A 21,862-nucleotide genomic window follows, 5' to 3' on the forward strand; every position below is an offset into this window, starting at 1 on the left:
TGGCCCCTGGCTCAGCGGGCGAGGACGGTACTGGCCAGGGCCACATGGACGGCCGTCCCGGCGAGGATGCTCAGCAGCGCGTTGCGGCGCCAGAGGTGCAGGCCGACGGTGACGGCGAGGGCGGTCAGCGGCGCCGCGGCGCGCGACGGGGTCACGGGGAGGTCCCGCAGGCAGTAGACGACCAGGATCACCATCACTCCCGCGGGCATCCGGGTGCTGAGATACGTCACCGTGGCACTGGCCCGCAGGGTAGCCAGAGCGGCGAACGGCAGCGCGCGCAGGGACCAGGTGACGGCCGGGGTGACGAGGACCGCGACGACGGCGTGACCGGTGTCAGACATGAGCGGGCTTCCTCCCGGAGGCGAGGTGGCGTGCCAGGAGCCCGGCGGTGAACAGCGCGAACGCGGCCAGGAGCAGCTGGTGCGGGAAGAGGAACCGGGCAGCCAGGGCGCACAGCAGGGCGAGCAGGGGAGTGGGCAGGTCGCCGCGCAGGTCGCGGACCGCGTCGAGAGCGAGGACGACGAACAGAGCCGTCAGGGCGAAGTCCAGTCCGGTGACACGGTCCGGGACGAGGGAGCCGAGCAGGGCTCCTGCGGTCGCGCTGCCGGCCCAGTACAGGTGCATGAAGAACTGGAGCCACAGGATGCGCTCGCTCGACCAGGCGCGTAGAAGACGTGCCGCGCCTGCACCAGGAAGGCGGCCACGGCGATGGACGCCAAGGGCGCGGCGGCGGTGACCATGCCGATGAGCAGGAACTCGAAGGAACCGCCGTAGATCAATGCGGCGGACAGCCCGGCCCACCACCAGTCCAGCCCCGACTGGACGACGAGCGCCCCGAAGGCCGGCCCGAGGGGCAGCATCCCCAGGCCCACGGAGGCACAGTCCCGGAAGGCGGCCCGCGCCGCATCGGGAAATTTTGTTCGAGAGCACCGTGGCCTCCTACGAGGAGGTCATCGAGTTCCGGCGCCTTCCTCATCGGCAAGCTCAGCGGCCTGCCCGCCGTTCTGCGCCTCGAGTCGCACCTCACCATGAAGATGATCAAGGTGGACGGCTGAGCACACGGGCCGGCCCCGCCCGGCCGTACCGGGCGGGGCCGGGGCGCTGTCAGTCGCGGCCGCCCTTCTCCCCGGCCGGCCACGTGCCGGTGGAACGCTCGATGGCCTTGGCGCCCGCGCGGTCCACGGCGCTGCGCACCACGGCGAAGATGGCGCCCTGGACCGCGGCGGCCAGCAGGATCTCCCCCCAGCCGCGGTCCTTGTCCAGCGCGTCGGGCGCGTCCTCCTCGTTGCGGATCGCCATCCAGGTCTTGCGGAAGGCCAGCCCGGCCAGCCAACCGCTCGACCAGCCCAGCACGAACCCGAGGGGCTGGTAGGCGAGGGGCAGCTTCTTCTTCTTGGCCACGTGAATCTCCTTGGTCGGTGAGGGGTGGATGGAGGTGGTCAGGGGGTGTGGGCTGCCGGGACCCGCTCCTCGGCGCGTACCGGCCCGGGCGGCGTACCGTCACCGAACGGCCGGCCGCCCAGCTCCTCGCGGTGGTGCGGGGTCAGCCAGCCGGACAGGTCCGGGCCCAGCGGCACGACGCGGGTCGGGTTGATGCCCGTGTGCACCTGGTAGTAGTGGCGCTTGATGTGGTCGAAGTCGACGGTGTCGCCGAAGCCGGGCGTCTGGTAGAGGTCGCGGACGTATCCCCACAGTGCCCGGTTCTCCGTCAGCTTCCAGCGGTTGCACTTGAAGTGACCGTGGTAGACCGCGTCGAAGCGGACCAGCGTGGTGAACAGCCGGATGTCCGCCTCGGTGATGGTGTCGCCGACGAGGTACCGCTGCCGCTCCAGCCGGTCCGCGAGCAGCTCCAGCCGCCGGAACACGTCCGCGCAGGCGGTTTCGTACTCCTCCTGCTCGGTGGCGAAGCCCGCCCGGTACACGCCGTTGTTGACGTCCTTGTAGACGTCCGCCATCACCTCGTCGATCTCGTCCCGCAGCTTGTCCGGGTACAGGTCGGGCGCGCCCTGCCGGTGCAGGTCCGTCCATTCGGTCGCGAGGTCGAGCGTCAGCTGCTGGTAGTCGTTGGAGACCAGCTTGCCGCTGGGCACGTCCACCACCGCCGGCACGCTGACACCACCCGGATAGCCGGTCTCCCGCCGGTCGTAGGCCTCGCTGAGGTAGCGGATGCCGAGGACCGGGTCGCGGCCGTCCTCGTCCAGCGTGAAGCGCCAGCTGCGGTCGTCCTGGATCGGATCGGCGACGGCCAGGGACAGCGCGTCCTCCAGGCCGAGCAGCCGCCGGGAGACCAGCGACCGGCTCGCCCACGGGCAGGCGCGGCTGACGACCAGACGGTAGCGGCCGGCCTCCACCGGCCAGCCGTCCCGGCCGTCGGCGGTGATCCGGTCCGTGAAATGCGCCTTGGACCGCTTGAACGTGCTCCTGCCGTAGGCGCTGTTGCCGTCGTCGCCGTCGTCGCGGCTCATGGGGATGACCTCCTTCGGCATACGTGTGGCCTGCTTGTCGTGCGTGTGTCCTGGTGAACGCGTTCCCCTTTTTCCGCCGACGGCACGGTGTGAGCACCGCCGACCGGGGCAATCGGCGTGGGTGAGTGCAGAAGGATCTGATCGGAGGACACGCGTCACCGTGCTGGTGGCGCTCGCTGCCAATCTGGTGATCGCGGCAGCCAAGGCGGTCGGCGGCCTGGCCGCGGGATCGCCGGCACTGCTGTCGGAGGCGGCCCACTCGGTGGCCGACAGCCTGAACGAGGTTTTCTTACTGGCGGCACTGCGCCGCAGCCGCCGCCCCGCCGACCGGCGTCACCCCTTCGGCTACGGCAAGGAGCGGTTCTTCTGGTCGCTCCTCGCGGCCGTCGGGATCTTCGTCATGGGCGGCTGCTTCTCCTTCTTCCAGGGCTTCGAGGCCCTGGCGAGCGGAGCGGAGGAGGAACTCGGCGGCTATGTGGCCGGTCTGATCGTGCTCGGTATCGCCCTCCTCGCGGAGGGCGCCTCTCTGTTGCGGGCGCTGTACCAGGTGCGCCGGCAGGGCGGCGCGCGCGCCGGGATGCGCGACCCCGCCCTGCGCACGGTCGTCGCCGAGGACGGCACGGCGGTGCTCGGCGTCACGCTGGCCATCGCCGGTATGGCGCTGCACATGGTCACGGGACAGGTGGTGTGGGAGGCGTCCGCGTCCCTGGCGATCGGCGCGCTGCTGGTCTACGTCGCCTACCGGCTGGGCCGGGACGCGCGCGACCAGCTGATCGGGGAGGCGGCCGACCGGGAGGCGAGCGGGAAGATCCGGGAGTTGCTGCGGGCACAGCCGGAGATCGACAGCGTGGAGGCCCTGTTCACCATGAAGACGGGCCTCGACTCGGCCCTCGTGGCCGCCCGCGTCGACCTCGTGCCCGGTCTGGACAGCGAGCGCGTCGAGGACGTCGCCGTGCGCATCAAGCGCTCGATCGCCCGGACGGTCCCCGAGGCCGATCAGATCTTCCTCGATGTCACCGACCGTCTCGCGGAGGAGGCGGCAGAAAGCCCCGCCGCGACGGGGGAACGCGGCGGGGCCTGACCCACGCGTGCCCCGTCGCCGGCGGTTCATGCACCCCCGGAGAAATATTTCTTGCCGACCGCCCTCGGCCGGGCGGTCGGCTCTTCCGTGCCCGGTGTCACCCGCCGTCAGCCGGCTCCAGCACGAACACCGGGATCTCCCGGTCCGTCTTCTTCTGGTAGTCGGCGTACGCCGGATACGCCGCGACGGCGCGTTCCCACCAGTCGGCCTTCTCCTGGCCCGTGACCTCGCGGGCGATCATGTCCTGCTTCACGGGACCGTCCTGGAGCTCCACGTGCGGATCGGCCTTGATGTTGAAGTACCAGACCGGGTGCTTGGGTGAGCCGCCGAGGGAGGCGACCGCTGCGTAGCGTCCCTCGTGTTCCACCCGCATCACCGGCGTCTTGCGCAGCTTGCCGCTCCGGGCACCCCGTGAGGTCAGGACGACCACCGGCATGTTCGAGCCCTGGAGGGTCGTGCCCTGTGTGCCGCCGGAGCTCTCGTACAGCTCCACCTGCTTGCGCACCCACTGTGTCGGGCTGGGTTCGTACTCGCCCTGGAGAGGCATGGCATCCGTCCCATCGTCGTGTCGCGGCTGACCGGCATCCGCCTTCAACACCGCTATTCCCGCGAATCATCCGCACCACGACCAGATCCGGCCCGCGCGTCTCACCCGGGCGCCATCGCCATCCGCACGGCCAGGACCGTCATCACCCCGCTCGCCACCAGCGCCGTCCCCAGCCGCCCCCGGTGGCCGGTCAGCGCGCGCCCCAGCAGGGCTCCGCTCCCGGCGAGCAGCACCTGCCAGCTCGCCGAGGCAGCGAAGGCGGCGAGCACGAAGACGCCCTGCTCCAGGGGGCCGGCCGGGCCCGCGGCCCGGGAGCCGAGCACGAGTGCCGCGAAGTAGATCACGGTGGTGGGGTTGAGGAGGGTGATGCCGAGCAGCCCCAGGTAGGCCCGGGCGGGGCCCGGGGGAGCGGGGACCGTCCGCGTGGCGAGCCGGTGGCCGCGGTACTCGCGTACGGCGGTGGCCGCGCCCCACGCCGCCAGCGCGAGCAGCACCAGGACACAGACCCACCGCAGCGGCCCGAGCACCGGCCGCAGCGCACCGGCCAGGGCCGTGCCCCCGAGCGTCGCGGCGAGGGCGTACAGCCCGTCGGCGGTGGCGACGCCGAGCGCCGCGCAGACACCGGTGCGCAGGGACGTACGGGCGGTGAGGGAGACGAGGTACGTCCCGACCGCGCCGACGGGGACGGCGATGCCGTACCCGGCGAGCAGCCCCGCGAGCAGCGCGGCCGTCATGACCGCGGCGGCGTCGGCCCTCCACGGCGGCCGGACCGCTGCTGTCGGCGCGCGGCGGGAGCGGCGGCGGACAGCGGCAGGAGGACGGCGAACGCAGACATGGCTGGATCCTGGGGCCTGTCCCGTCCACCGGCAACCGGTTTTCGCACCGGCACCGGCGCACCCCCGCTTCCGGCAAGGGGCCGGCTCCCGCGACGCGGCCCCCGACGCCCGGCGTTCGAACGGGAAGACGGCGTTCCTCGGCCATGTTGCCGCCGCCACCGATCTGGCCGAACTTCACGTCGCTCCATAGGTGCCTGGGGCATCTAATGAAGATCGGCACGACGCACACTTCGTCTGCGAGGTCTTCATGACGGAAACGACCGCACCCGTCGCCTTCCCCCAGAGCCGGACCTGCCCCTACCAGCCGCCCGCCGCCTACGATCCGCTGCGCAGCGAGCGCCCCCTGACCCGCATCACCCTCTTCGACGGCCGTGAGGCGTGGCTGGTCAGCGGGCACGCGACCGCCCGCGCGCTGCTGGCCGACCCGCGCCTGTCCTCCAACCGCAGCCGCCCGGGCTTCCCCGCCCCGACCCGGCGATTCGCCGGGATCACGAACCGCAGAACAGCCCTCCTCGGCGTCGACGACCCCGAACACCGCGCCCAGCGGCGGATGGTCGTCGGCGACTTCACCCTCAAACGGGCCGTCGAACTCCGGCCACGGATCCAGCAGATCGTGGACGAACGGCTCGACGCGATGATCGCCCAGGGCCCGCCCACGGACCTGGTGAGCGCCTTCGCGCTGCCCGTGCCGTCCATGGTGATCTGCGCCCTGCTCGGCGTCCCGTACGTCGACCACGACTTCTTCGAGACCCAGTCGCGACGGCTGCTGCGCGGCCCGGAGACCGCCGACGTGGAGGACGCCCGCGACCGGCTGGAGGCGTACTTCGGCGAGCTGATCGACCGCAAGCGGCAAGACCCCGGCACCGGCCTGCTGGACGACCTGGTCCACCGGCAGCTGCGCGAGGGCGCGCTCGACCGCGAGGGCCTGATCGCCCTGGCGCTCATCCTGCTGGTCGCGGGCCACGAGACGACCGCCAACATGATCTCGCTCGGCACCTTCACGCTGCTCCAGCACCCCGAGCGGCTCAACGAACTGCGCGCCGACCCGCGGCTGCTGCCGGCCGCGGTCGAGGAGCTGATGCGGATGCTGTCGATCGCCGACGGTCTGCTGCGCCTGGCCGTCGAGGACATCGAGGTGGCCGGGACCACGATCCGCAAGGGCGACGGCGTGGTCTTCGCGACCTCCGTCATCAACCGCGACGAGACGGTCTACCCCGAGCCGGACACGCTCGACTGGAGCCGCCCGGCCAGGCACCACGTCGCCTTCGGCTTCGGCATCCACCAGTGCCTCGGCCAGAACCTCGCCCGCGCCGAACTGGAGATCGCCCTGCACACCCTCTTCGACCGGCTGCCGACGCTGCGGCTGGCCGCCCCGGCCGAGGAGATTCCCTTCAAACCGGGCGACACGATCCAGGGGATGCTGGAACTCCCCGTGACCTGGTAAGAGGATTCCGGACATGCACATCGACATCGACAAGGACGTCTGCATCGGCGCGGGCCAGTGCGCCCTGACCGCCCCGGACGTGTTCACCCAGGACGACGACGGCTTGAGCGCCCTGCTGCCCGGCCACGAGGACGGCGGCGGCAGCGCCCTGGTGCGGGAGGCGGCCCGGGCCTGCCCGGTGAGCGCCATCACCGTGTCGGAGACGGTCGGCTGAGGCCCGGCCTCACACGGTCCGCAGGAGCAGCCGGGCGGCCTCCCGCGCCTCGGCCGCGGGCTCCGCGCTCTGGGTGACACCCGCCGTGACCATGGCACCCTCGGCGAGCAGGAACAGCTGTCCGGCCAGCGCGCCGGGCAGCCCCGCCGCGTCGACGAGTGAGGCCAGGTAGTCCCGGAAAGCCCGCTTGTGCGCGCGCACTTGGCCGGCCACGCGCGCGGATGTCGCGCCGAGCTCCCCGTACGCGTTGATCCACGCACAGCCCCGGAAGCCCGGCTCGCCGAACCATCGGCCCAGCCAGTCGAACACGGCCAGGATCCGCTCCCGCGGCTCCCCGTACTGCTCGACGTACTCGGCCAGTCGGCCGCGCCAGCGTGCGTCACGCCGCTCCAGATAGGCCTCCACCAGCCGCTCCTTCGACGGGAACAGCTGGTAGAGCCGCTTGAGCGAGACTCCCGACGCGCCGCGTACGTCGTCCATGCCGACGGACTGCACGCCCCGCCCGTAGAACAGCTCCTCGGCGGCGTCCAGTGCCCGCTCCCGGACCTCTGCGCTGTCCATGTACGACCACTCCTTGACGCGAGAACGAGCGTTCTCCTACCGTAGCAGCCGCTGCGGAGAACGCCCGTTCTCCCTCGCGGATCAGGGAGGATCCATGACCGACCGCCCGCCGCTGCCGCCCTTCACCCGGGACACCGCCGCGCAGAAGGTCCAGGCCGCCGAGGACGCCTGGAACACCCGCGACCCGCACAAGGTCGCCCTCGCCTACTCGGAGGACTCCGTCTGGCGCAACCGCGACACCTTCCTCACCGGCCGCGCCGAGATCGCCGAGTTCCTGGCCCGCAAGTGGGAGCGCGAGCGGGAGTACGCGCTGCGCAAGGACCTGTGGGCCTTCGACGGCAACCGCATCGCGGTCCGCTTCCAGTACGAGTGCCGGGACGCGGAAGGCCGGTGGTGGCGCTCCTACGGCAACGAACTGTGGGAGTTCGACGAACACGGCCTGATGACCCGCCGCGAGGCGAGCATCAACGACGTACCGATCGAGGAGCGGGAGCGCCGCATCTTCGGCCCACGGCCGGAGCGGGAGCGCGGAGCCACGTTTCCCGTCCGGTGAGCCCGGCGGAGTGGCTAGGGTTTCCGGGATGACCGAACAGGCCGCCCGGAAGCCCTTCCTCTACGTCGTCGTCTGCGCCGCCGGAATCGCCGCGGACGTCAGCAAACTGATCACCGCCGCGCAGGAACGCGACTGGGAGGTCGGTGTCATCGCGACGCCCGTCGCCATGAACGGCTTCTTCGACACCGCGGCCGTCGAGGCCCAGACGGGCCGCCCGATCCGGTCCGCCTGGCGCACCCCGGGCGAGCCGCGCCCGTTCCCGGCGCCGGACGCCGTGGTCGTCGCGCCCGCCACCTTCAACACCGTCAACAAGTGGGCGGCCGGCATCGCCGACACCCTCGCCCTGGGCACCCTGTGCGAAGTCGCGGGGCTGGGTGTACCGGTCGCCGTCCTGCCCTGCGTGGCCGGCGCGCTGGCCTCCCACCCCGCCTACCGGGACAGTCTCGAACGGCTGCGGGGGATGGGCGTGCGGTTCGGGCAGCCCTACACCGGAGAACCGGACGAGGACGGCGGGCGGCCGGAGTTCGGCTGGGAACGGGCGCTGGACCTGGTCGAACACGGCTGACGCCTTCGAGTGCACACGAGCACGTACGCTCCCCGTGGAACACCTCCCGAAGGCAGGAGCAGCAACAATGCAGTACGTGAAGCTCGGTTCGACGGGCCTGGACGTCTCGCGGATCTGTCTGGGGTGCATGACCTACGGCCTGCCGGACCGGGGCCGGCACGAGTGGACCCTCGACGAGGAGGCCTCGCGTCCGCTGATCCGGCAGGCGGTCGAGGCGGGGATCAACTTCTTCGACACGGCGAACGTCTACTCCGACGGCACCAGCGAGGAGATCGTCGGCCGGGCCCTGCGCGACTTCGCCCGCCGCGACGACATCGTGCTCGCGACGAAGGTGCACGGCCGGATGCGGCCCGGACCCAACGGCAGCGGACTGTCCCGCAAGGCGATCATCACCGAGCTCGACCAGAGCCTCACCCGTCTCGGCACCGACTACGTCGACCTCTACCAGATCCACCGCTTCGACCCGCACACCCCGGTCGAGGAGACGATGGAGGCGCTGCACGACGTCGTCAAGGCCGGCAAGGTCCGCTACATCGGGGCGAGTTCGATGTACGCCTGGCAGTTCTCCAAGGCCCAGTACACCGCCCGGCTGAACGGCTGGACCCGCTTCGTCTCCATGCAGAACCACTACAACCTCCTCTACCGCGAGGAGGAGCGCGAGATGCTGCCCCTGTGCGCGGACCAGGGCGTCGGGGTGCTGCCCTGGAGCCCGCTCGCCCGCGGCCGCCTCACCCGCGACTGGGACACCACGACCGGGCGCAGCGCCACCGACACCTTCGGCAGCAGCCTGTACCAGGAGGGCGACCGCACCATTGTCGAGGCCGTCACCCGCATCGCCGGGGAGCGCGGCGTGCCCCGCGCCCAGGTCGCGCTCGCCTGGCTGCTCCACCAGGACACGGTGACGGCACCGATCGTGGGAGCGTCCAAGGCGCAGCACCTGGAGGACGCGGTGGCAGCGGTGGAGCTGGAGCTCAGCGACAAGGAACTCGAGGAACTGGAGCGGCCCTACACACCGCATCCGATCGCCGGTCACTGACACCGGCCCACAGGGGCGCGGGGCTGACTCGATGTGCGGCTCCGCCGCGTGAGCGCGACCAGCCCCCATGGCGCCGCAGACGGACTACCGCCTCTCCCGCGGAGCGCTCAGTGCGGCCCCTGCGGCGCGAACTCCGTCCCGCAGGGCCCCGCCCCCTCGCTCTCCGGCAGCGCCACCCGCGCCCCGCTCATCGTCAACGTCCGGTAGAACCTTCCGATCCGCTCCGCCGACCGCCCCACGTAATGCCCGATGAACGACCGCCGGAACCGATCCGCCGCCCGGTTCGGCTGCGACCCGTGCACCAGACTGCCGTTGAAGAACAGAACATCCCCCGGCTCCATGTCCACGGGCACGGCGGCCAGACCGGGCGGCGGCGGCACGTACTCCCGGGCGAAGGACACGCCCGCGTCCGCCTCCTCCGGGCAGAACAGGTCCATCCGGTGCGTGCCCGGTACGACCTCCAGCCCGCCGTTCTCCCGGTCGATCACCTCGCAGGCCAGCCAGGCCGCCACACACGTGCCCGGCTCCACCCGCAGATAGAAGTTGTCCTGGTGCAGCGCCTGCCCCCGGGCACCCGGCGGCTTGAAGTAGAACATGCTCTGCGCGGCCAGGACCTCCTCCCCGAGGAGCTCCTCCAGCACCGTCCGCAGCCGGGCGTCCAGCAGGACGTCGCGAGCGAGGTCGTTGATCTCGTGCGGGTGCATCACCCGCGGCCAGACGTGCAGCGGATCGGCGCCCGGCTCGGACGCGCGCGGCTCGAAGTGTCCGGGAACCGGGCCGGCCGCACGCAGCGCCGCGAACTCGTCGCACAGCCGCGCGGTCTCGTCGGCCCCGAAGAGCCCGCGCACGACCGTGAAACCGTCCTCCTCGAAACCTTCCCGGTGTCGCCTGAGCGCGGCAGGGTCCAGGATGGGAGCGCCGGCGGCGCCGTTGCCCGTGACTGTCATGAGCGCACTCCTCGGTCAGTGGTCCCCGGCACGACACGCTAGGCCACCGAGCCGACGAGGGGGATGCCCGTGCGTGCTGAGGGATTGCCCGGTACTGCTGAGCGTGAGTCCGACGGGGACCCCGCACCGCCGCCCGGTCTGGTCGTGCTCGGCCACTTCGACCAGCCGCCCGGCTACGGCGTCAACCGGCCGCGCGGTTCCGCGAGTTGGCTCTTCACCTGGACCACGGGAGGCCGGGGGCGGCTCTGGCAGGGCGGGGTGGAGACCCCGGCAGGCGCGGGCCACCTGGTGGTACTCGCCCCGGGTGCCCCGCACCGTTACGCCGTCGAGCCCGGCGCCCGGCGCTGGCGGTTCTGGTGGGCGCACTGCCAGGCCCGCCCGTCGTGGGCCGCGTGGCTGCGGCCGTACGACGCCGGTCACGGGGTGTACGTGGTCACGTCCGCCCCGGCCGAGGTGTACGACCGTGTCGAGGCGGCGTTCCGTCGGATGCACGCCGATGCCCGCTGGACCGGGGCCGGGGCACCACCGCCCGAGGCGGTGGCTTCGGACGATGCGGTGGTGCGGTCCGGCGCGGTGGTGCGGTCCGGCGGGGTGGTGCGGTCCGGCGGGGTGGTGCGGTCCGGCGCGGTGGTGCGGTCCGGCGCGGTGGCTTCGGACGTCGCGGTGGTGCCGTCCGGCGGGGTGGCTTCGGACGTCGCGGTGGTGCCGTCCGGCGGGGCGGCTTCGGACGTCGCGGTGGTGCCGTCCGGCGGGGCGGCTCCGGACGATGCGGTGGTCCCGTCCGACGAGGTGGCCTCGGACGACGCGGCTCCTCCCCGTGACGCGGCCCCGCCCTACGCGTCCGCCCCGCCCTACGCCGCACCCCCGAACGGGCAGATCGCCGTCGCGCACGGCAGTGCCGCCCGCGAACTGGCCCTGTGCGCACTGGAGGAGATCGTCCTGCTCACCACCGCCGGTGCCCGGCCGGCGGCACCCCGTCCCGGCCTCGACGCACGGATCCAGCGGGCCCAGGAGCTGATCGACGCCGACCCGGGCGCTCCGCACACCGTCCGCTCGCTGGCCGAGCAGGTCTCCCTGTCGCCGTCCCGCTTCGCCCATCTGTTCAGCCGGCAGCGCGGCCGGTCGCCGATGCGCGCCCTGCGCGAGGCGCGGCTGCGCCACGCCGCCCGGCTGCTGGAGGGCACCGACCTGCCCGTGGAACGCGTCGCCGCGGCCTCGGGTTTCGCCAGCCCGTTCCACTTCAACCGCGTCTTCCGCGAGCGCTACGGGACACCTCCGGGGGCGTACCGGAACGCGGTTCACGGCGGTCCGTGGGGCTGAGCGGCGGTGTGGTCATTGGTTTCGGGAGGAGTCCCCGAAAGGGCCGCACCGGGAAGGCCCGAGGGTGTGAGCTGCTGTTCAGGCGGCAGTTCAATGGTTTTGGGTCGACGCCCGGAGCCGGGCGAAAACGCGCCGCAAAAAACAGAACGGACAGTGCGGAAATCCCTTTCGCACCGCACGTTGACGTTTTGTCAAAAGGCCCTGGCCGCGCACGCAATGCACGAAACCGTGAGATCCCTTGTTCCCTGTCGCTGACCTGTGCAAAGGTGTGCCTAGTCGGCGTCCGGACAACACGCCTTTCTTCGCATGCGCGAGGCCACCGGGCCGACATACCCCTTGGTATGGACTTTATTCCGCATGTCCTTGAGAGGAATGCAGCCGTGAACGACGCAGGCCCGTCGAATTCTCCGGGTCCGGCCCGCAGGATCGGCGCGACGGACGAGCAACTGAGCGCCGAGCTCAGGAAGTGGACGGGGGCGACCCCCGCACTTCACCCCGTCGGCGAACTGCTGGACCGGCACTGGGAGGCGGCCTCCGCCTACGCCCGGCTGTGCACCGACGGGCCGCGATCCGCCGGAATACTCACGACTGCCGCATTCACCCGGATCTTCGGCGAGACCCTGCGCCAGAACGGCCCCACCTCGGCGTGGCGCCCCCATCTGCTCGTCACCGTGCGGCGTATCGCCGCCGAGTGGGCCACCGACCACCGACGCGACATGCTCCACCCGGAACTGCTGTCCGGGGCCGACGAGGGGGAGCGGGTGGCCGCCCGGCTGCTGCCGCAGCAGCACCGGCGCCTGCTGTCCGGCGCCTTCCAGCGGCTGCCCCAGTCGGCGCGCTGCCTGCTGTGGCACGTCGAGGTCGAGGCCGAACCGCTCACCGCCCCCGCCGGGCTGCTCGGCCTGGACGAGGAGGGCGCCGGCGTCGAACTGGACCGGGCCCGTGACCGGCTGCGCGAGGAAAGCCTCCAACTGCACCGTGAACTCGCGCCCGACGAGGAGTGCCGGCGCTATCTCCGCCTGCTCGACGTGACGTACCGGCGTGGCGCCCTCGACATCGACCCCGATCTACGCGCGCATATCCAGGGCTGCGGGCACTGCGCCGCTGCCGCGGACCAGCTCGGCCGGTTCGACTACGGGCTCGGCGTCGCACTGGCGGAGGCGGTGCTCGGCTGGGGCGGGCGTGAGTACGCGGAGAGCAGATCGAGCGGTGCCGCGGAGAGCGACGTGACGGACGCCCCGCGGCCCGGTACGGAGGCGGCCGCGACGGGGGCCGGACTCCCCGCACGTGTGGCCGTCGAGGAAGCCTTCCCCGATCCCGTCGTCCTCGCGGGCATGGCAGGGGAGTCGTTCACCGACCCGGTCGGCGCGCCGCCCGCGCCGCCCGCCCCCGTGACAGCGGAACCAGCGCACGCTCACGCCGGCTTCCCGCCGCCGCCCGATGCCCCGCCGGCCGGTGGAACCACTCCCGGCCGGCGTGCCGCGGACTCCCGTCCCGGCCGGCGTGCCGCGGGCCCCCGCACCGCGGCCGGCAGATCCGCCCACAAGGCGGCCCGCCGTGCCGCCCGCCGCCGCAACCTCACCGCGAGCATCCTGACCGTCAGCGGCCTGGTCGTGATCCCGCTGGTCCTGTGGTCCGTGGTCAACTCCGGCGAGGGCCCCCAGGCCGGTGCGGGGCGGCCCTCCGAGACGCCCGGCTCGGGCGCGGGCGAGTCGACGGGAGACCCGTCCTGGATCGGGTCGGGCGACGCCGAGAAGGGTGCCCTGAGCGGCCGGCTGCACAACGTGGACTCGGGACTGTGCGTCGGTGTCGAGGACGACAAGGCCGTCGAGGACGCGGAGGCCGAACTCACCGCCTGCTCCTCGGCCGCAGCCCAGCAGTGGACGTACGAGACCGACGGCCTGCTGCGCAATGGTGCCGCTCCCGGCCTGTGCCTGGACTCGCAGCTCGGTTACTCGGTGCGGCTGGCTCCCTGCACGGGCGCGTCCCGGCCGGACTCCAAGTACATCCGCTACGACTTCACCCTCCAGGGCGCTCTGGTGCCCCGCTGGAACCAGGACCTCGCCCTGGCTCCGGCCGCGACCGACGGCTCGGGAGCCCTGGTCCTCAAGACCCGGGCGGACGACGAGGACCAGCGGTGGGCGATCGACACCTCCAAGGCGGACCTCCAGATGGAGGCCGTCAACTGGAAGGCCGCCGCCCCGGCGCCGCGCCCCACCCCGACACCCACGCCCACGCCCTCGAAGACCCCCACGGCGTCACCGTCACCGACCCCGTCCGCCACCCCGTCGGCAGCGCGCCCGGCACCGACCGGCGCGGCCCCCACCGAGTCGGCCTGCTACCGCTACGGCTACCCCTGCGACGGGGACGGCCAGAACGGCTATCCCGGCTACGGGTATCCCGGATACGGCTACCCCGGTTACGGGTACGGCGGCTACGGCTATGGCGGCTACGGAGACGGTCGCCGCTGACCGGACGCTTGCTCAGCCCCCGACGACACGCAGCGACAGCCACAGCGCCACCACGGCCGGCACCAGCGCGGCCGGTACCGCGATCAGCCCGAGCCGGGTGAACTCCCCGACCCCGACCCGGTGTCCGTGCTGCTGCACGATCCGCCGCCACAGCAGGGTCGCCAGCGATCCGGCGTAGGTCAGGTTGGGGCCGATGTTCACGCCGAGCAGCACCGCCAGTACGGCACCGGGACCGGCCCCCGCGGTCAGCGGCAGCAGCACCAGGACCGCGGGCAGGTTGTTGACGATGTTCGCCAGTACGGCGGCCAGCGCGGCCAAGCCGAGCAGCGTGAGCAGGCCCGAGCCGTCGGGCAGCACCCGGTGGAGCGCGTCGGCGAGCCCGTGGTCGACGACCGCCCGCACCACGACGCCGAGGGCGAGCACGAACGCCAGGAACGCCGGGGCCGCGGACCGCACCACGGTGAGCGGGGTGGCCCGCCGCCGCAGCAGCGCCCGTACGGCCAGCACGAGCGCGCCGGTCAGGGCGGCCCACGCCGGTGCGATCCCGAGAGCGGAGGCCACGACGAACCCGGCCAGCGTGCAGCCCACGGTGATCAGGGCGAACAGGGGCAGCTCGGGAGGGCGCGCCGGGTCGGGTGAGGGGAGCGGGGCGGTCAGTTCCTCGTCGAAGAAGCGCCGGAACACCAGGTACTCCGCGCCGATCGCCACCAGCCAGGGCAACGCCATCAGCGCCGCGAACCGGGTGAAGCTCAGCCCGCTCGCCGTGAAGGCCAGCAGGTTGGTCAGGTTGGAGACCGGCAGCAGCAGCGAGGCGGTGTTGGACAGATGGGCGCACGTGTAGAGGTGCGGCCGGGCCTGGACGCCCATCCGGGTGGCGGTGGCGAGCACCACCGGGGTCAGCAGGACGACGGTGGCGTCCAGACTGAGCACGGCCGTGATGACGGAGGCCAGCGCGAACACCGCGGTCAGCAGCCGCGCGGGACGCCCCGCCGCCCAGCGGGCCATCCACGCCCCGCACGCCGTGAACAGCCCCTCGACGTCGCAGAAGTGCGCGAGCACCAGCACGGCCGCGAGGAAGCCCACCACGGGCCCCAGCCGCTGGATCTCCTCCCACGCGTGGTCGGGCGAGATCACTCCGACGGCGACCGCGAGCCCGGCGGCCGGAACCGCCAGCACGGCCTCGGGCAGCCCCCGCGGACGGAGCACGGCCCAGACGAGCACGGCGGCCAGCAGCGCCACGGACAGAACTTCGGCGAGCGGGGTGTTCAGGGCGGAGTCCTCCGGGGCGTGATCACAGCGTGCCCGCCCATGAAACCAGGGGCTGGTAAGAAAGCTACGAGAACCCCGTCGGCCTCACGGCCCGCTGCCCGCCTCGAACGCCGTCAGGAACACCGAGGACGCGTTCCCGCCGACCGGCACCTCACCCGCCGTCCACCGCACCTTCAGCGGCTTGCGTTCGTCCGGGGGAGTCACCAGCAGCGCCGCCGGAGTGGCGGCGCGGGCGCCGCTGACCTCGGGGTCGGCATACCGCAGCCCCGCCCAGGCGCTCCTGCCGGGCGCCAGGGTCACGGTCGCCGGCTCGTCGGGGGTGCGCTTCGGGTCGGGGCCCAGCTGCCGGCCGGACGCGTCCACGAACGCGGCACCCGGATAGCCGTGCAGGGTGCAGGTCCGCGAGGAGACGTTGGTCAGCACGACCGGGAAGTTGCGCTGCCCGGCCCCCGGATCCATCCGGCCGACGGACGCGCGCAGCTCGGAGGTGTGGCAGCGGGTACCGGTGGCGGCGGGCAGCTGCTGTGCGGCGGTATCCGCGCGGTGCTCGGCACAGGCGGTCAGTGAGCCGAGAGCCGCGAGCGCGCTCCCGAGTAAGGCCGCCCGGCGTACGGACTGAGACGTTGTGGCCATGCCTCGCGGGTGTCCGCCGCGGCAACGGGGAAACCGCGTTCGTTCACAGCTCGTCGAGCAGGGCCAGCTCCGCCCAGATCGTCTTGCCCTCGGTGGTGTGCCTGCTGCCCCAGCGCTGGGTGAGCTGCGCGACCAGGAGCAGACCGCGGCCCCCCTCGTCCCAGGTCTTGGCACGGCGCAGGTGGGGCGCCGTGTGGTTGGTGTCGGACACTTCGCAGATCAGCGTGGACGCGTCATGGATCAGCCGCAGCCGGATGGGCTGGGCGCCGTAGCGGATGGCGTTGGTGACGAGCTCGCTCACCACCAGTTCCGCGGTGAACGTGGCATCGGTCAGCTGCCAGCGGTCGAGCTGGCCGACGACCTGCTTGCGGATGGGGGCCACCAGTGCCGGGTCGGCGGGGATGTCCCAGGTCGCCACTTGGGAAGACGGCAGGCCGCGGGTCCGGGCCAGCAGCAGGGCCACGTCGTCGGTGGAGCCGCTCGGCGGGAGCAGCGCTTGCAGCACGCGGTCGCAGATCTCGTCCAGGGAGTCGGAGGGAGCCGACAGGGCCTCGCGCAGCATCCCTTGGCTCGCGTCGAGGTCCCGCTCGCGGCTCCCGAGCAGCCCGTCCGTGTGGAACGCCAGGACACTGCCCTCCCGTAGCTCCACCTCGGCGGACTCGAACGGCAGCCCCCCGACCCCGAGCGGGGGTCCCGAGGGCAGGTCGAGCTGGTGGGCCGGGCCGTCCGGCGGGACGACGAGGGGCAGCGGGTGCCCGGCCCGGGCCAGCGTGCAGCGCCGCGACACGGGGTCGTACACCGCGTAGAGGCAGGTCGCGCCCACCTCCCCGGTGCCGGCGTCGACACCGGACTCCTGGGACAGCCGGACGACCAGGTCGTCGAGGTGGGTGAGCAGCTCGTCGGGGGCCAGGTCGATGTCGGCGAGGGTGCGGACGGCCGTGCGCAGCCGGCCCATGGTGGCCGAGGCCTGAATGCCGTGCCCGACGACGTCGCCGACGACCATCGCGATGCGCATCCCGGACAGCGGGATCACATCGAACCAGTCGCCGCCCACGCCCGAGCGGGCGGCGGGCAGATAACGGGAGGCCGCCTCCACGGCGGCCGTGCGCGGCAGCGTGCGGGGCAGCAGGCTGCGTTGCAGCGTGAGCGTCGTCTCACGCTCGCGGGAGTAGCGGCGGGCGTTGTCGATGCAGACGGCGGCGCGTGCCGTGACCTCTTCGGCCAGCAGCACGTCGTCGTCGGTGAAGGGCTCGGGGCGCCGGAAACGGGTGAAGACCGCGACCCCGAGGGTCGAGCCCCTGGCCTGGAGGGGCACGGACATCGTGGAGTGGATGCCGTACTCGCGTATCCGCCCGAACCGGACCGGGTCCCAGGCCAGCCACTTCCCGAGGTCGCCGTTGTCCGCTCCGGACGCCACGACCGCGCGCCCCGCGATGAGCGAGGCGGCCTGCGGGGAGTTCTCCGGATAGACGTCCACCTGCCCCGGTTTGGCGACGGCCTCGGGGCTGCCCGAGTTGACCGACTGGTGCGCGGCCCTGCGCAGGCTCACCGGTGGGGTCGGCGGGCCGGCGGACTCGCCGCCGTGCTCCTGTACGTCGAGCAGGTCGACGCTGACGAAGTCGGCGAGCGCCGGGACGCACACGTCCGCCAGCTCCTGGGCGGTACGGGTGACGTCGAGGGTGGTGCCGATGCGCACGCTCGCCTCGTTGACCAGCTGGAGCCGCTCCCGTGCCCGGTACTGGTCGCTGAAGTCGTGGGCCGTCACGCACACGCCCCGCACCCGGCCCCCGTCGTCGGTGAGCGGTGCGAGCCGGGCCAGCCAGGCGTGCGCACCCCGGCTCTCGCCGCTGGCCTTCATGTGCGTCTGCATGTCCTGCCGCCGGCCGGTGCTCAGCACGCGGCGCAGATATTCCTCCAGCTCCGTGTTCTGCGGCCGGCTGCCGACATCGGTGGGCCGCAGGCCCCGCAGCCGGTCGGCGGGCAGCCCGAGGAGGTCCGCCATGGCGTCGTTGACGCCGCGCAGCCGCAGCCGCTCATCGAAGATCATCGTGGCGCAGGGCGACTGCGTCAGGGCCGCCCGCACCAGCGGGTCGTCCGGCAGCTCCGGGCCGGGGGCCTCAGGCGGGGACACGGCGAGCCACTCGGCGGTCTCGGGGCCGTCCGGCGGTCTGCGGTGGGCGAGCACCCACGCCGAGACCGTGTGCCCGTCACGGTGACGCAGCGTGAGCGTCCCGTTCCAGCGGGGTTCGTCGGCGGGCACGAGCGGCGGGGCCGCCCCGTCGGCCAGCAGCTCGACGGCCGGGCGGCCCAGGACCTCGGCGGCCGTGTGGCCCAGCAGACGGTGTGCGCCCTCGCTCCACTCGGTGAGCGTGCCGTCTGCGGCGATGACGGCACGGGCGGCCACGCCATCGTCGAACAGCTCGTCCGGGCTCATCGTCGCCACTCCATACGGACACTCACAGTGATCAGGGAGGTCGCTTGAGTTCCAGACTAGTGCGTGGGCGCCCGACGTGGCCCGGTAACCCCTGCGCCGCCCGGCCGCGCAGGGTCAAGGCGCAATTCCGGCCGATGTGACGCCTGGCGCAGAACGATGCTGCCGCACCCTTGACGGCCCTGTGTGACACCTCGACAGAATCTGTTCGTTCACGATTAGTTGTGAGTACTTCTGGGACTTCATGAGGGAGAGCCGCCATGTCGGTCACGCGCAGATCGGTCCTGCTCGCCTCCGCCGCCGCGCCCGCGGCCGGAACGCTGGTGGGCGCCTCCGAGGCATGGGCCGCCGACGCGGCGCGCGGAGGGTCCGGCCGCCGCACGGTCGCACTGCGCGACGGCTGGCGCTTCGCGCTGGTGAACCCGGGCGGGATCACCGACCCGACCGGCGCCTATGCCGACGCCGCCCAGCCCGGCTACGACGACTCCCGGTGGCGCGAGGTCGCCGTCCCGCACGACTGGAGCATCGAGCAGAGCCCCACCACAGAGCACGGCACCACCAGCGGCACCGGCTTCCTGCCCGGCGGCCTCGGCTGGTACCGCCTCGCCTTCACCCTGCCGCCCGCCCTCGCCGGCAAGCGGATCTCGGTCGAGTTCGACGGCGTCTACATGGACTCCACCGTCCACTGCAACGGCAAGGAGGCCGGGCGCCACCCCTACGGCTACACCGGCTTCGCCCTCGACCTCACCGACCTGGTCCACACCGACGGCACCACCGAGAACGTGCTCGCGGTCAAGGTCCAGAACCGGCTCCCCAGCAGCCGTTGGTACTCGGGCAGCGGCATCTACCGCGAGGCCCGCCTGGTGATCACCGAGCCGGTGCACGTGGCCCGCTGGGGCACCCGAGTCACCACCCCCGAGATCTCCGCCGAACAGGCCGTCGTACGGGTCGACACGTCGGTCGTCGACGCGTCGGGCGCGGGCGCCGACGTCGAGGTCGTCTCCCGGATCGTCGACCCGAAGGGCCGGACGGTCGCCCGTACCTCCTCCACGGCCGCCGTCACCGACGAGAAGACCGAGACCCACGAGCTCACCGTCCGGCGCCCCCTGCTCTGGGACATCGCGGCCCCGCACCGCTACACCCTGCACACCGAACTGCGCGTCGGCGGCAGGACCACCGACACCTACCGCACGCCCTTCGGCTTCCGCACCTTCCGCTTCGACCCGGACGAGGGCTTCTTCCTCAACGGCACCCACCACAAGCTCAAGGGCGTCGACCTCCACCACGACCTGGGCGCGCTCGGCGCCGCGGTCAGCATCGACGCCGTCCGCCGCCAGCTGGAGATCATGCGGTCCATGGGCGTCAACGCCCTGCGCACCTCCCACAACCCGCCCGCGCCCGAGGTGATCCAGGTCTGCGAGGAACTGGGCGTCGTCATGCTGGTGGAGGCGTTCGACTGCTGGCGCACCGGGAAGAACCGGTACGACTACGGCCGGTTCTTCGACGAGTGGTGCGAGAAGGACGCCACCGAGATGGTGCTCGCGGCCCGCAACTCGCCCGCCGTGCTGATGTGGTCCATCGGCAACGAGGTCCCCGACTCCACCTCCACCGCCGGCCTCGCCATGGCCGACCGGATCATCGCCGCGATCAGGGCCGCGGACGACACCCGCCCGCTGGTCATCGGCTCCGACAAGTACCGCCGCCTCCCCGCCAAGGGCTCCGCGGCCGACCTGATGCTGGCCAAGCTGGACGGCCTCGGCCTCAACTACAACACCGCCAAGTCGGTGGACCAGCTGCACGCGACCTACCCGCACCTCTTCCTCTTCGAGTCCGAGTCCTCCTCGGAGACCTCGACCCGGGGCGAGTACCAGGAGCCCGAACACCTCAACACCGGCGAGAACTACACGCCCGGAAGGCGCGGGACCTCCTCCTACGACAACAACCTCGCTTCCTGGACCATGAGCGGCGAGTACGGCCACAAGAAGGACCGGGACCGCAAGTGGTTCGCCGGGCAGTTCCTGTGGTCGGGCATCGACTACATCGGCGAGCCCACGCCGTACGACGTCTTCCCGGTCAAGGCGTCCTTCTTCGGCGCGGTCGACACCGCGGGCTTCCCCAAGGACATGTACTACCTGTTCCGGAGCCAGTGGACCGACAAGCCGATGGTCCATCTGCTGCCGATGACCTGGAACCACGCCGAGGGCGACACGGTCGAGGTCTGGGCGTACGCCAACGTCGACACCGTCGAGCTGTTCCTCAACGGAAAGTCCCTGGGCGTACGGCGGTTCGACACCAAGAAGACCGTCGACGGCCGCACGTACCTGGAGACGACCGAGGCGACCGGTGACGACAAGACCTTCACCGACGGCCCCTACCCCGGCAGCTACACCAGCCCGAACGGCAGCGCCGGAAAGCTCCACCTGACCTGGAAGGTGCCCTATGCGCCGGGTGAGCTGAAGGCGGTCGCGCGGCAGGACGGCAAGGCGGTCGCCACCGACGTGCTGCGCACCGCCGGCGCCCCGCACGCGATACGCCTGACGACGGACCGCAACTCCGTGGTGGCGGACGGGCGTTCACTGGTCTTCGTGACCGCCGAGGTGGTCGACCGCCGCGGGGTGGTGGTGCCCGACGCGGAGCACCTGCTCTCCTTCGAGGTGGCGAACGGCTCGCTCGCCGGGCTCGACAACGGCCGCCAGGAGAGCGCCGAGCGCTACCAGGCGAGCACCCGTACCGCCTTCCACGGCAAGGCCCTCGCCATCGTCCGCTCCGGCACGAAGACGGGCACGGTGAAGGTGACCGCCCGCGCCGACGGCCTGCGCACCGGCACGGCGACCGTACGCGCCACCAGGGCAGCGGACAGGGCGCAGACCGCCCCGCCCGCTTTCGCGCCGGAGCACCCGGCGCCCGTCGACCACCCGCACGCGGACGCCAGTTACTCCGGCCGCCCGGACACCCTGCCCGCCGCCATGCTCGACGGCGACCCGGCCACCGGCTGGTCCAACGGCTTCTTCAAGCAGGCCACGGCCCTGCTGCCCGCCTTCGACGGCGCCCGAACCGAAGACTGGGTCACGGTCGACCACGGACGCACCCGCGGCTTCGACCGGGTGGACGTCTCCTTCACCGTGGACGCCACACACAGCCTGCCCGCGGCGATCGAGGTGGCGGTGTGGGACGGCCGGGCGTGGCGGGCCGTGACGGACACGGCGATCGACTGGGCCACCGCCTCCGACGCCCCGACCGTGATCACCTTCAAGGCCGTCCGGGGCTCCCGGATCCGGCTCACGATGACGAGCCGCCACCCCGACGAGGCCCGGGGCGCCCTGCGCATCAGCCGACTGGAGACCCCGGCCGCCTGAGACCTCGGGCACGACGGTCCGGACGGGTGGTGAACAGCCAGTCCCGTCCGGACCGTTGACGGGGCGTCACATCAGCCACAACCATGGCGTGCATCCACATCTGGGAGCGCTCCCACGTATCGAGCGCCACCCG

Annotated in this window: 20 protein-coding genes and 2 pseudogenes; 10 read left to right on the forward strand and 12 right to left on the reverse strand. The window is 72.4% G+C overall.

Annotation, left to right across the window (positions count from 1 at the left end; all coding sequences use genetic code 11):
• Positions 1–11: 11 nt before the first annotated feature.
• From ACH4G3_RS22065 to ACH4G3_RS22085, 5 genes are all read right to left on the reverse strand, one after another.
• A complete protein-coding gene (locus ACH4G3_RS22065) occupies positions 12–341 on the reverse strand; it encodes a branched-chain amino acid transporter permease (RefSeq protein ID WP_397626098.1) in 330 nt (109 codons plus the stop codon).
• The gene (locus ACH4G3_RS22070; RefSeq protein ID WP_397626099.1) at positions 334–624 is read right to left on the reverse strand and encodes a hypothetical protein; all 291 of its coding nucleotides are present in this window, start codon (positions 622–624) and stop codon (positions 334–336) included. Before ACH4G3_RS22070 ends, ACH4G3_RS22065 begins: the two co-directional genes overlap by 8 nt.
• A complete protein-coding gene (locus tag ACH4G3_RS22075; RefSeq protein WP_397626192.1) occupies positions 534–860 on the reverse strand; it encodes an AzlC family ABC transporter permease in 327 nt (108 codons plus the stop codon). The genes ACH4G3_RS22070 and ACH4G3_RS22075 overlap by 91 nt, the downstream gene beginning before the upstream one ends.
• Before the next feature lie 244 nt (positions 861–1,104).
• Positions 1,105–1,401, reverse strand: a complete 297-nt coding sequence (locus ACH4G3_RS22080) for a DUF4235 domain-containing protein (RefSeq protein WP_397626100.1) — start codon at positions 1,399–1,401, stop codon at positions 1,105–1,107.
• 38 nt (positions 1,402–1,439) lie between these two features.
• A complete protein-coding gene (locus ACH4G3_RS22085) occupies positions 1,440–2,465 on the reverse strand; it encodes a glutathione S-transferase family protein (protein ID WP_397626101.1) in 1,026 nt (341 codons plus the stop codon).
• A gap of 160 nt (positions 2,466–2,625) precedes the next feature.
• Here ACH4G3_RS22085 and ACH4G3_RS22090 point away from each other — a divergent pair, with 160 nt between their 5' ends.
• On the forward strand, positions 2,626–3,546 hold the full coding sequence (locus ACH4G3_RS22090) for a cation diffusion facilitator family transporter (protein ID WP_397626102.1): 921 nt from the start codon (positions 2,626–2,628) through the stop codon (positions 3,544–3,546).
• Positions 3,547–3,643: 97 nt separating this feature from the next.
• Here the strand turns inward: ACH4G3_RS22090 and ACH4G3_RS22095 are convergent, their stop codons facing one another.
• Together ACH4G3_RS22095 and ACH4G3_RS22100 are read right to left on the reverse strand one after the other, a co-directional pair.
• Positions 3,644–4,093 carry a nitroreductase family deazaflavin-dependent oxidoreductase gene (locus tag ACH4G3_RS22095; RefSeq protein WP_397626103.1) on the reverse strand — a complete coding sequence of 150 codons (450 nt, stop codon included), beginning with the start codon at positions 4,091–4,093 and terminating at the stop codon, positions 3,644–3,646.
• A 101-nt stretch (positions 4,094–4,194) separates the two neighbouring features.
• Positions 4,195–4,827 (reverse strand): LysE family transporter, encoded by a 633-nt coding sequence (locus ACH4G3_RS22100; protein ID WP_397626104.1) that lies wholly within the window; start codon positions 4,825–4,827, stop codon positions 4,195–4,197.
• 349 nt (positions 4,828–5,176) lie between these two features.
• Between ACH4G3_RS22100 and ACH4G3_RS22105 the strand changes: the two genes are divergently transcribed.
• Positions 5,177–6,373, forward strand: coding sequence for a cytochrome P450 (locus ACH4G3_RS22105; RefSeq protein WP_397626105.1), 1,197 nt, complete (start codon positions 5,177–5,179; stop codon positions 6,371–6,373).
• A gap of 13 nt (positions 6,374–6,386) precedes the next feature.
• On the forward strand, positions 6,387–6,587 hold the full coding sequence (locus tag ACH4G3_RS22110) for a ferredoxin (RefSeq protein ID WP_397626106.1): 201 nt from the start codon (positions 6,387–6,389) through the stop codon (positions 6,585–6,587).
• A 9-nt stretch (positions 6,588–6,596) separates the two neighbouring features.
• Here ACH4G3_RS22110 and ACH4G3_RS22115 read toward each other — a convergent pair whose 3' ends face one another.
• Positions 6,597–7,148: a TetR/AcrR family transcriptional regulator gene (locus tag ACH4G3_RS22115; RefSeq protein ID WP_397626107.1), complete on the reverse strand. Its 552-nt coding sequence runs from the start codon at positions 7,146–7,148 to the stop codon at positions 6,597–6,599.
• A gap of 94 nt (positions 7,149–7,242) precedes the next feature.
• Between ACH4G3_RS22115 and ACH4G3_RS22120 the strand changes: the two genes are divergently transcribed.
• The 3 genes from ACH4G3_RS22120 to ACH4G3_RS22130 all read left to right on the forward strand — a co-directional run bounded on the left by ACH4G3_RS22120 (position 7,243) and on the right by ACH4G3_RS22130 (position 9,302).
• Entirely contained in the window at positions 7,243–7,701 is a 459-nt protein-coding gene (locus ACH4G3_RS22120) for a nuclear transport factor 2 family protein (RefSeq protein WP_397626108.1), read from the forward strand.
• A gap of 28 nt (positions 7,702–7,729) precedes the next feature.
• The gene (locus ACH4G3_RS22125; RefSeq protein WP_397626109.1) at positions 7,730–8,266 is read left to right on the forward strand and encodes a flavoprotein; all 537 of its coding nucleotides are present in this window, start codon (positions 7,730–7,732) and stop codon (positions 8,264–8,266) included.
• A gap of 67 nt (positions 8,267–8,333) precedes the next feature.
• A complete protein-coding gene (locus ACH4G3_RS22130; protein ID WP_397626110.1) occupies positions 8,334–9,302 on the forward strand; it encodes an aldo/keto reductase in 969 nt (322 codons plus the stop codon).
• Positions 9,303–9,409: 107 nt separating this feature from the next.
• Here the strand turns inward: ACH4G3_RS22130 and ACH4G3_RS22135 are convergent, their stop codons facing one another.
• Complete coding sequence (locus tag ACH4G3_RS22135) at positions 9,410–10,249, reverse strand: phytanoyl-CoA dioxygenase family protein (RefSeq protein WP_397626111.1); 840 nt, start codon at positions 10,247–10,249, stop codon at positions 9,410–9,412.
• Between the two features lie 63 nt (positions 10,250–10,312).
• Between ACH4G3_RS22135 and ACH4G3_RS42395 the strand changes: the two are divergent.
• The 3 genes and pseudogenes from ACH4G3_RS42395 to ACH4G3_RS22145 form a co-directional block, all read left to right on the forward strand.
• A pseudogene (locus ACH4G3_RS42395) lies at positions 10,313–10,726 on the forward strand (AraC family ligand binding domain-containing protein); the annotation flags it as partial.
• 372 nt (positions 10,727–11,098) lie between these two features.
• A pseudogene (locus tag ACH4G3_RS42400) lies at positions 11,099–11,569 on the forward strand (helix-turn-helix domain-containing protein); the annotation flags it as partial.
• Positions 11,570–11,949: 380 nt separating this feature from the next.
• Entirely contained in the window at positions 11,950–14,040 is a 2,091-nt protein-coding gene (locus ACH4G3_RS22145; protein ID WP_397626113.1) for a ricin-type beta-trefoil lectin domain protein, read from the forward strand.
• Positions 14,041–14,052: 12 nt separating this feature from the next.
• Here ACH4G3_RS22145 and ACH4G3_RS22150 read toward each other — a convergent pair whose 3' ends face one another.
• The 3 genes from ACH4G3_RS22150 to ACH4G3_RS22160 form a co-directional block, all read right to left on the reverse strand.
• The gene (locus ACH4G3_RS22150) at positions 14,053–15,279 is read right to left on the reverse strand and encodes an arsenic transporter (protein WP_397626114.1); all 1,227 of its coding nucleotides are present in this window, start codon (positions 15,277–15,279) and stop codon (positions 14,053–14,055) included.
• A 114-nt stretch (positions 15,280–15,393) separates the two neighbouring features.
• Positions 15,394–15,942: a DUF4232 domain-containing protein gene (locus tag ACH4G3_RS22155; RefSeq protein ID WP_397626115.1), complete on the reverse strand. Its 549-nt coding sequence runs from the start codon at positions 15,940–15,942 to the stop codon at positions 15,394–15,396.
• 43 nt (positions 15,943–15,985) lie between these two features.
• Positions 15,986–18,376, reverse strand: coding sequence for a SpoIIE family protein phosphatase (locus ACH4G3_RS22160; protein ID WP_397626116.1), 2,391 nt, complete (start codon positions 18,374–18,376; stop codon positions 15,986–15,988).
• A 257-nt stretch (positions 18,377–18,633) separates the two neighbouring features.
• On the opposite strand from ACH4G3_RS22160, the gene ACH4G3_RS22165 reads away from it, so the two are divergent.
• Positions 18,634–21,729 carry a glycoside hydrolase family 2 TIM barrel-domain containing protein gene (locus ACH4G3_RS22165; RefSeq protein WP_397626117.1) on the forward strand — a complete coding sequence of 1,032 codons (3,096 nt, stop codon included), beginning with the start codon at positions 18,634–18,636 and terminating at the stop codon, positions 21,727–21,729.
• The last annotated feature ends 133 nt before the right edge of the window (positions 21,730–21,862 follow it).

Source organism: Streptomyces afghaniensis (assembly GCF_044327915.1).
Classification (GTDB): domain Bacteria; phylum Actinomycetota; class Actinomycetes; order Streptomycetales; family Streptomycetaceae; genus Streptomyces; species Streptomyces afghaniensis.